Origin of the sequence: Streptomyces sp. NP-1717 (assembly GCF_022695985.1) — a bacterium.
In the GTDB taxonomy this organism is placed as follows: domain Bacteria; phylum Actinomycetota; class Actinomycetes; order Streptomycetales; family Streptomycetaceae; genus Streptomyces.
The window spans coordinates 24,495-33,554 of record NZ_JAAPBF010000063.1 but is presented as its reverse complement, the minus strand read 5'-3'; the positions used below and the strand labels follow the sequence as shown (position 1 = coordinate 33,554).

9 protein-coding genes and 2 pseudogenes are annotated in these 9,060 nt (G+C 69.7%); 6 read left to right on the top strand and 5 right to left on the bottom strand.

The features are described 5' to 3' along the window. Positions 1-124 precede the first annotated feature (124 nt). Positions 125-937, bottom strand: coding sequence for a carbon-nitrogen family hydrolase (locus GXP76_RS15900; protein WP_242572166.1), 813 nt, complete (start codon positions 935-937; stop codon positions 125-127). A gap of 177 nt (positions 938-1,114) precedes the next feature. On the opposite strand from GXP76_RS15900, the gene GXP76_RS15895 reads away from it, so the two are divergent. Further along, the gene (locus tag GXP76_RS15895; RefSeq protein ID WP_242572165.1) at positions 1,115-1,939 is read left to right on the top strand and encodes a maleylpyruvate isomerase family mycothiol-dependent enzyme; all 825 of its coding nucleotides are present in this window, start codon (positions 1,115-1,117) and stop codon (positions 1,937-1,939) included. A gap of 26 nt (positions 1,940-1,965) precedes the next feature. On the opposite strand, the gene GXP76_RS15890 is transcribed toward GXP76_RS15895, so the two are convergent. Then, the gene (locus tag GXP76_RS15890) at positions 1,966-3,309 is read right to left on the bottom strand and encodes a nitrate/nitrite transporter (protein WP_374361202.1); all 1,344 of its coding nucleotides are present in this window, start codon (positions 3,307-3,309) and stop codon (positions 1,966-1,968) included. Continuing rightward, complete coding sequence (locus GXP76_RS15885) at positions 3,306-3,983, bottom strand: GntR family transcriptional regulator (protein WP_242572164.1); 678 nt, start codon at positions 3,981-3,983, stop codon at positions 3,306-3,308. Before GXP76_RS15885 ends, GXP76_RS15890 begins: the two co-directional genes overlap by 4 nt. A 273-nt stretch (positions 3,984-4,256) precedes the next feature. Between GXP76_RS15885 and GXP76_RS15880 the strand changes: the two genes are divergently transcribed. The 4 genes from GXP76_RS15880 to GXP76_RS15865 all read left to right on the top strand — a co-directional run bounded on the left by GXP76_RS15880 (position 4,257) and on the right by GXP76_RS15865 (position 7,600). Then, entirely contained in the window at positions 4,257-5,156 is a 900-nt protein-coding gene (locus GXP76_RS15880) for a D-alanyl-D-alanine carboxypeptidase family protein (RefSeq protein ID WP_242572170.1), read from the top strand. 173 nt (positions 5,157-5,329) lie between these two features. After that, entirely contained in the window at positions 5,330-6,268 is a 939-nt protein-coding gene (locus tag GXP76_RS15875) for a Bro-N domain-containing protein (RefSeq protein ID WP_242572163.1), read from the top strand. A gap of 40 nt (positions 6,269-6,308) precedes the next feature. Next, positions 6,309-7,139, top strand: a complete 831-nt coding sequence (locus tag GXP76_RS15870; RefSeq protein ID WP_242572162.1) for an RNA methyltransferase — start codon at positions 6,309-6,311, stop codon at positions 7,137-7,139. Then, entirely contained in the window at positions 7,136-7,600 is a 465-nt protein-coding gene (locus GXP76_RS15865) for a hypothetical protein (RefSeq protein WP_242572161.1), read from the top strand. The genes GXP76_RS15870 and GXP76_RS15865 overlap by 4 nt, the downstream gene beginning before the upstream one ends. Here GXP76_RS15865 and GXP76_RS15860 read toward each other — a convergent pair. Then, positions 7,586-7,777 (bottom strand): annotated as a pseudogene (locus GXP76_RS15860) (DUF397 domain-containing protein); the annotation flags it as partial. The gene GXP76_RS15865 and the pseudogene GXP76_RS15860 sit on opposite strands and share 15 nt — an antisense overlap. A gap of 8 nt (positions 7,778-7,785) precedes the next feature. After that, a pseudogene (locus tag GXP76_RS15855) lies at positions 7,786-8,490 on the bottom strand (Scr1 family TA system antitoxin-like transcriptional regulator). A 41-nt stretch (positions 8,491-8,531) separates the two neighbouring features. Here GXP76_RS15855 and GXP76_RS15850 point away from each other — a divergent pair. Continuing rightward, a complete protein-coding gene (locus GXP76_RS15850; protein WP_242572169.1) occupies positions 8,532-9,026 on the top strand; it encodes an ATP-binding protein in 495 nt (164 codons plus the stop codon). The last annotated feature ends 34 nt before the right edge of the window (positions 9,027-9,060 follow it).

The window sequence follows — 9,060 nt, the reverse complement described above, 5'->3', positions numbered from 1 at the left end:
CGGGGCGGCCAGCCACACCGGACAGGCGCGGCCCGTGTGTTCGCGGCCGGCCGGGCCGACCGGCAGACGCGGAACCCACGAGCCGATGCCCCCGCAGAGGCGCCGCCCCCGCCCCCGGACGGGCTCAGCGGCGGGGTGCCGTAACGCCCAGCAGGCGGTCCTTCAGGACCGGGAACCGTTCGCGCGTCGTCGCGACCTTCGACGGGTCGAAGTCGACGGTCAGGACCTCCTCGCCGGGGCCCGCCTCCGCCAGTACCTCACCCCACGGGTCGACCACGATGCTGTGGCCCGACTGCTCCACCCCGGCGTGGGTCCCGGCCGTCGAGCAGGCCAGCACGTACGACTGGTTCTCCACCGCGCGCGCCTGCGCCAGCAGCGTCCAGTGCGCCCGGCGGCGGGCCGGCCAGCCCGCCGGGACCACGAAGACCTGCGCGCCCTCGTCCAGCAGCCCCCGGAACAGCTCGGGGAACCGCAGGTCGTAGCAGGTGGCCAGCCCCAGCACCGCGTCCGGCAGCGTGACGGTCGCCAGCTCGTCGCCCGCGCCCATCAGCGTCGCCTCGCCCTTGTCGAAGCCGAAGCGGTGGATCTTGCGGTACGAGCGCGCGAGGGCGCCGTCCGGGGAGATGACCAGCGCGGTGTTGTAGAGGTCGGCCGCGCCGTCCAAAACGGCCTCGGGGGCGCGTTCCACGATGGACCCGGCGTGCAGCCAGACACCGGCGTCGCTCGCCGCCCGCGACATCGCCCGGAACGTCGGGCCGTCCAGCGTCTCCGCCTCGGCGGCGAACGACTCGTACGCGAAAGCGCCCACCGGCCAGAGTTCGGGCAGGACCACCAGATCGGCGCCGCGCTGCTCCCGTACCAGCGAAGCGGCGCGCTCCCTACGGGAATTGACCGATTCGTCCGGGTCTACTGCGATCTGGATGAGGGAGGCGCGCACACTACCACCGTCCTGGCATTCGAGCCGTCTACACGGGCCTACGATCGTCACACGAAAGCACTGCCGGGGTGCCAACGGGCAGCGTAACTTAGGCTCTCGAACCTCCCACGCAGCCCACAGCCCGCCGCCCGCAGCCAGCAGCCCAGCCCGCTAACCGCAGAACCGTCGAGGGGTCCCGTGACCGTCCATCCCAGCCTTCAAACCTACGCCGATGCCTGGTCCCACTCCATTGAAGCCATAGCCGAGCTGGTCCAGCCACTCGTCGAGGGCGAGTGGAACCGGCGCACGCCGTGCCCCGGCTGGTCGGTGCGGGACGTCGTCTCGCACGTCATCGGTCTGGAATGCGAAATGCTCGGGGACCCACGCCCCATCCACACGCTGCCGCGCGACCTGTACCACGTACAGAGCGAGATCTCCCGCTACATGGAGATGCAGGTGGACGTACGGCGCCACCACACCGCGCCGGAGATGACCTCCGAGCTCGAATACACGATCATCCGCCGCAACCGCCAGCTGCGAAACGAGAACCGCGCGCCGGACGCCATGGTCCGCGCCCCCCTCGGTACGGAGCAGACGCTCGAACAGGCCATGCGGAACCGCGCGTTCGACATCTGGGTGCACGAGCAGGATCTGCGTACGACGCTGAGCAGGCCCGGCAACCTCGACTCGGGCGGCGCGCTGGTCACGCGCGACGTCCTCCTCGAAGCCCTCCCGAAGGTCGTCGCGAAGGACGCGGGCGCGCCGCCGAACACGGCGATCGTCTTCGACGTGCACGGTCCCGTCGAGTTCCTGCGGACGGTCCGGGTCGACGCGGACGGCCGCGGCAGGATAGACGGCTCCCCCTCCCTCGGTCCCGCGGTGACGCTCACGATGGACTGGGAGACGTACTTCCGGCTGGCGTGCGGGCGGGTACGGGCCGCCGCGGTGCCGGACCGCGTCAAGACGGACGGGGACACGGACCTGGCGGCAGCGATCCTGCGGGAGTTCGCGGTCACGCCGTAACGCCGCCTCCTTACGTGGCTCGGCGCTCAGGCGGGTACGTGCACGGCCTCCACCCGGCTCGCCACCAGCCGCTCGCGCTCCCGCCGCGCCGTGCGCACCCGCAGCCGCAGGATCTGGACGATCCCGAGCGCTTCGAGGACGAAGACGGAGGAGAACGCGACGCGGTAGTCGCCGCCGGTCGCGTCGAGCAGCACGCCGACGGCGAGCAGCGTCGTCATCGAGGCCATGAAACCGCCCATGTTGACGATGCCGGAGGCGGTCCCCTGACGGGCCGGCGGGTTCGCGGGCCGTGCGAAGTCGAAGCCGATCATCGAGGCGGGCCCGCACGCGCCGAGGACGACGCAGAGCGTGATCAGCAGCCACATCGGCGCCTGGCCGGGGTGGGCGAGCGTCGACGCCCACACGAGCGCGGTCACGCCGACGGTGCCGAGGGCCAGCGGGGCCCTGGCGGCGTGGTGGCGGGCGATGATCTGCCCGTAGACGAGGCCGATCACCATGTTGACGAGGACGATCAGGGTGAGCAGGTCACCCGCCGTGGCCCGGGACTGCCCCTGGGCCTCGACGAGGAACGGCAGGCCCCACAGCAGCAGGAACACCATGGCGGGGAACTGGGTGGTGAAGTGCACCCAGAGCCCCAGCCGGGTGCCGGGCTCCCGCCACGACTGAGCTATCTGCCTCCGTACATAGGTCGCGCCGGCGTGCTCGGACGGCGGCGGTTCGTGACCCTCGGGGTGGTTCTTGAGGAAGAACAGCATCAGTACGAGGACGACGACACCGGCCATCGAACTGCCGACGAACGTCGTGGTCCAGCCGAGGTCGCTCAGCAGCCGGGCGATGACGAGGGTGGAGACCAGGTTCCCCGCCATCCCGAACAGTCCGGTGAACTGGGCTATCAGCGGCCCCTGGCGGGCCGGGAACCAGTGCGCGCCCAGACGGAGTACGGCGATGAAGGTCATCGCGTCACCGCAGCCGAGCAGCGCGCGGGCGGCGAGCGCCGTGCCGTAGGAGGGGGCGAGGGCGAAGCCGAGCTGGCCGATGGTGAAGAGCGTCACGCCGATGGTGAGGACCCTGCGGGTGCCGAGCCGGTCGACCATGAGGCCGACGGGGATCTGCATCCCGGCGTAGACGAGGAGCTGGAGGATGGAGAACGTGGAGAGGGCCGAGGCGTTGACGTCGAAGCGGTCGGCCGCGTCGAGCCCGGCGACGCCCAGGCTCGTACGGAAGATGACGGCGACGAAGTAGACGGCGACACCGACGCTCCACACGGCGACGGCGCGCCGGCCGCCGGGCGGGTCGCCGGGGAGGGTGAGGGCGGGGCCACGCCCTGACGGCCCGGGGGGTCCCGAGGGTCCCGAGGGTCCCGTACTCACCTGGCCTCACCCCGGATGAGCACCTTGACGCGGCTGACGTGGGCGCGCACGCACCGCGCGGCGGCCTCCGCGTCGCCGGCCCGGATGGCTTCGAGCAGTTCGGCGTGTTCGGTGATGCTCGTCCGTACGCGCTCGGGGTGCGCCTCCATGACGGCGACGCCCATCCTCAACTGCCGGTCCCTGAGCTGGTCGTAGAGCTTCGACAGGATCTCGTTTCCGGCGTGGCGCACGATCTCCGCGTGGAAGCAGCGGTCGGTGACGGCCACGGCGGCGAGGTCCCCCTCGTCGGCGAGGCGGCGCTGCTCGTCGAGCAGCTCCTCCAGGCGCGCGACGAGCGCCGCCGACGCGGGGACGGCCTTGCGGGCGGTGAACTCCTCGACCAGCAGGCGCGTTTCGACGACGTCGGCGATCTCCTGCGCGGAGACGGCGAGGACGAGGGCGCCCTTCTTGGGATAGAGCTTGATCAGCCCTTCGACCTCCAGCTTGAGCAGCGCCTCGCGCACGGGGGTGCGAGACACCCCGACGGCCTCGGCGAGCTCCCCCTCCGTAAGGAGGGTGCCGCCCTGGTAGTGCCGGTCGAGAACACCCTGCTTGATGTGGCTGTAGACGCGGTCGGCGGCGGGAGGCTGTTTCACGGGGGCGTCGGGGGAGGTGGCGGCGGGCGCGGCAGGCATGCGCACAGCTTAGATACAACAGGCATACGACGGGGGTACCGTCCACATCGCGGAACAACATGAAGGGACGGCGAACGGGGGATTTCCCCGACGTGCCGTGCATCCTTTCGGGCCTTTCGCGCGTCTTTCAGTGGACTCCCCATTTACGAGTGGGGCCCAATTCATTTCAGACCAACGCATTTGCGACATCGGAGCGTTCCTTTGATAACCAGTCTCCCGGGCGTGCGCAGAAACGTGCGTAGAACCGCTGTGGTCGCCCTCACCGCGGGCGCCATGCTGACGGGCACGGCCCTGGTCGCGCCCGCGGCCATGGCGGCCGAGTCCGCACCGGCCGCCGCCGCCGCTCTGCCGACGCTCTCGGCCAAGGGCGCCTTCCTGCTGGACAGCGACACGGGCAAGGCGCGCTACACCAAGACGGGTGACACCCGTCGCCAGATGGCCAGCACCACCAAGATCATGACCGCGGCCGTCGTGCTCAACACCAAGGGCATCGACCTCAACCGCAAGGTCACCATCAAGCAGACGTACCGCGACTACGTGGTGCGTGAGGGCGCGAGCACCGCGGACCTGCGCACCGGCGACAAGGTGACGATCCGCCAGCTCCTGTACGGCCTGATGCTGCCGTCGGGCTGCGACGCGGCGTACGCCCTCGCGGACGCGATCGGCACCGGCTCCACGGTCGCGGCGCGCACGAAGTCGTTCATCTCGAAGATGAACGCGAAGGCGACCGAGCTGGGCCTGAAGAACACCAAGTTCGACTCGTTCGACGGCATCTCGCAGGCCGGCGACAACTACACGACCCCGCGCGACCTGGCGACGATCGCCCAGTACGCGATGAAGAACTCCGCGCTCCGTACGGTGGTCAAGACGACGACCATCAAGACGTCTGCCACCAGCAGCACGGGCGCCACGCGCACGTACACCTGGCACAACACGAACCAGCTGCTCGGCTCGTACTCGGGCGCGTTCGGCATCAAGACCGGCACGGGCACGGCCGCCGGGCCCTGCCTGATCTTCGCGGCCACCCGTAACGGCAAGACGCACATCGGCGTCATCCTGAACGGCACGGACCGCTACAACGACGCGGCGAAGCTTCTCGACTACTACTCCGGCGCGTCTGCCGCGCCGACGATGAAGCTCCGCCAGCTGCCGGCGGGCGCCCAGCGCGACTGACCCCCCTGCGGGATGCGGTAAAGGGCGCGGCCACCACCCGGTGGCCGCGCCTTCGTCGTTGACGGCGCTGTTGCAGAAACGCTCACTCCTCACTCTCAGTGGTGAATATCGGGCCCTTTCTTCATGTTTGAGGTTTGTTCGCTATTACGTTCCCTCCCATGGAGGTGGTTCGCATGAACAAACACATTCAGCCGTCGGACACGGCTGCGCGGCACGAGGCGATCGACATCGGGGACTTCGTCTTCGGAGCGACGGGGGCCCGGATCCGGCGGCTCACGATGCCGGACGGGAGTCACTGGTTCCCGGCGGTGGACGTGTGCAAGAGGCTGGGTTACAGCAACTCGAGAATGGCGGTCACCGACCATGTCCCAGAGGGTCATCGAGACATTCTTGAGAGTGTCACTGGGGGTTACGGTCTCAGCGTTCCCGCAGGTAGAGAGTGGCGTCGAGACTTGCAACTCGTCGACCTCCACGGCCTGATCCTCCTCGTCAACGGATGTACCAAACCCTCTTGTCTGCCCTTCAAGCAGTGGGTCTCAGAGGTGATCGTGACAGTCCAGAGCACCGGCTCCTACGCTCTCCCCCGCGCCGAGACGCAGCCGTCCGTCCCCGCCGCGCCCGCGGCCTACGCCATGCCCGCGCAGGTCGCCGACGCGATCGTCCGGCTGGAGGAGCGGAACATACGGCTGGACGAGCAATTCGCAGCAGTACAGCGTGAAACGCTCGAAAACCGTCGCGAAACGCTCATCGCCCATCAGGCCGCCACCCGAGCCATGGAACGGATCGCCGACCGGCTCGACGCGCTGCTGGCCGACCGCTCGACCGCGCCGCCCCCGCGCACCACCACCCCCGACGCCGTACTCGCCGACTGGAAGTCGCGCATGTCGGTGACCGAGGACGTCTGGGCCGTCGCCGTCACCATCGCGCCGGCGCTCGCCGCCGACGGCGAACTCCGCCAGTCCCTGGAATCCATCGCCACCCGCACGGGCCTCACCGAGCACCGCGTCAACGAGTGCCTGCGGTTCATGCGCAAGCACGTCTGCATCCACGCGCGTGGCAGCACCGTGGACGGCGTCCCCGTCTACGGACTGACCCCCGCGCGTCCCCTGTAGCCTTCCCCGGTCAGGCATCACCGCGCGACGAGGAGGACGGGTGGCCGGTCAGCGGATCACGACCCGCAACGCCCGCTTCCAGCAGTGGCACGCGCTGCTCGCCAACCGCAACAAGCGCAAGCGCCAGAACGAGTTCCTCGTGCAGGGCGTGCGGCCCATCACCACGGCCGTCGAGCACGGGTGGAACGTACGCGCCCTGCTGTACGACGCGAGCCGCCCGCTCTCGCGGTGGGCCGAGGAGCTGCTGCGCGGCATCACCACCGACCGTGTCGCGATGGCCCCCGAACTCCTCGCCGAACTGGGCGAGCGCACGGACGGCCCGCCCGAGGTCCTGGCCGTGGTCGAGATGCGGCCGGACGACCTGGGCCGGATCCCCGTCCATGAGAACTTCCTGGGCCTGCTGTTCGACCGCCCCACCCAGCCCGGCAACGTCGGCAGCATCATCCGCTCGGCGGACGCCTTCGGCGCGGACGGGCTGATCGTCACCGGCCACGCGGCGGACGTCTACGACCCCAAGTCCGTACGCGCCACGACGGGCTCGCTGTTCGCCCTCCCGGTCGTCCGCAGCCCGTCGCACCACGAGGTGGCGGAGTGGCTGGCGAAGGAGCGCGCGGGCGGACGGCCCGTCACGGTCGTCGGCACGGACGAGCACGGCGAGGCCGACGTCGACCGGTTCGACCTCACCCGGCCGGTGCTGCTGGCGATCGGCAACGAGACGACCGGCCTGAGCGCCGGCTGGCGCGAGCTGTGCGACCACGTCGTGAGCATCCCCATGTCGGGCTCGGCGAGCTCCCTGAACGCGTCGAACGCGGCGACGGTGGTCCTGTACGAGGCGGCACGCCAACGCCGGAGCCGCCGGGAAACGGGATGACCGTCGACGAGGGCGCGCAGAGCGCACGACAGGCGAACATCGGCGGTGCCGTCCTGCAGGTGGTGGGCCGAACGATCGCCGTGGTCTGCTGGGCCTCCACCCCGGTCCTGCCCGCCCTGGCCGTCTTCGGCGACCTCCACTGGGCCTGGTCGCTCTTCTCGCCGCTCATGGTCCTCAGTGGTTGTGTCATCTGGTCCGACACGGCTGAGGCGAAGGCGGACACGGCGCGCCTGCGGCAGTCGGGACGGCCGGCCGTGGCGGAGATAGTCGCCGCGGAACGGGTCGATCCGGGAGACGGCTCGGCGGACGTCTCCGTGCTGACCCTGCGGATCAGCGGCGCGGACGTCCCGGTCTTCGAGGCCGTCTACCGGTGCGACCACGAGGACCGTTTCCGGGTCGGGGCGAGGTTCGAGGCAGTCGTGGACCCGTCCGACAACCTCTTCACGCTACGACCGCTGTGAGTCCCCCACGCCCCCGACGAAGGCGCCCCACGCGGCGGGCGAGAACGTGACGACGGGCCCGCCGGAGTCTTTGGAATCCCGGACGGCCACGACACCAGGGACATTACGAGCTACCTCCAGGCACTCCTGTCCGGCGTTTCCGCCGCTGTAGCTGGACTTGACGAACTCGGCACGCGGCCACGCGCCTACAACTCCTTGAGGATTTCGTCGATCACACCGATCGAGTTCCGCTCCGCGAGTCGGAGCCGGGTGATGCGTTCGAAAGGTGCCCGTGCTGCGAAGCATCAGTATCGCTCTCCAGCCAGAGGGACGTCGAGATCGTATCCATGTAGACCACGTCGAGCGCGCATCGTCGGCGAACGAAACGATGGTGAACACGCTGGTCGTGCCCGGGTGGGCACCGGCCAGGTACGGAAGTACCTGCACCTTTACGTTGGGCCGCTCTGCCACGTCGATCTCGTCCGGTCGTCCCACGAACCGTTCCCGACGGCGAGCGCCCGCGCGTAGTCGGGCGTCTGCAACAGGCTTGGCACGATGGCCAGTTGCCAAGTGCGCAACCGGGTCGCGATGTCTTCGAGCGCGATGTACTCGACCATGGCCTGCAGTTGCGGGTACTGGTTCCACCAGCCCTTGGCCTTGCGGCGCTCCCGGTCCAGCCGGGCCAGTTCCAGCAATCGGCCGACGGCCACCGAGTCCTGCTGGCCGTAGAACTCGCACAGCACCCGGATGTCCAGGTCCCTCATCGGCACCCAGCCCTGCTCCATCTTCACGATCCTCGAGTTGGTGGCGCTGATCATCCCGGCGGCCTGCTGCTGCGTTCTGCCCGCCGCGTCGCGCAGGCGCAGAAGCTCGCGTCCGAGCACCGCGCTGCCCTGCCCAAAGCAGCCGATATCGCCACCGCCCCCACCTACGAACCCGGAGGACGGCGCCCATCAACGCAGCTCACACCCCACAACCCACGCCCGAGCCCGCGCCGGACGGCGACCCCGTCCGCCACCACGACCGGCTCGACTACACCCCCACCGCCGACAGCATCCGCCTCGCCCGGCGGCGGGCCGTGCGGCTCGTCGGGGAGTGGGGATGGGCCGGACTCGCGGGCACTGCCTGGCTGTTGGTCAGCGAGCTGGCCACCAACGCGCTGCTGCACGGGCGCCTGCGCGACCGCCTCTTTCGCGTACGGCTGCAACTCACCGCCAGCACCCTCCGCATCGAGGTCAGCGACCCCCGCGGCGAACGGCTGCCCCGGCTCCGGCTCCCCGAGGACGACGTGTGCTTCGGCCGAGGACTACTCATCGTCGCGGAGCTGGCGGACCGTTGGGGCATCGAGCCCCGTACCGTCGGCAAGACGGTCTGGGCGAAATGCACCCCAGAACACGAAGAGACAAATATCCACCGCTTAATGCCTGTTGAAACACCTCTGTCCTAGAGTCGTCGTGGCAAACGCACACGACGAGCACGAG

What these genes read in the sequence shown, in the direction of transcription:
- GXP76_RS15885 (WP_242572164.1), bottom strand. Translation starts at nt 3,983, where the DNA reads ATGCCTGCCGCGCCCGCCGCCACCTCCCCCGACGCCCCCGTGAAACAG.
- GXP76_RS15880 (WP_242572170.1), top strand. Translation starts at nt 4,257, where the DNA reads ATGCTGACGGGCACGGCCCTGGTCGCGCCCGCGGCCATGGCGGCCGAG.
- GXP76_RS15875 (WP_242572163.1), top strand. Translation starts at nt 5,330, where the DNA reads ATGAACAAACACATTCAGCCGTCGGACACGGCTGCGCGGCACGAGGCG.
- GXP76_RS15865 (WP_242572161.1), top strand. Translation starts at nt 7,136, where the DNA reads ATGACCGTCGACGAGGGCGCGCAGAGCGCACGACAGGCGAACATCGGC.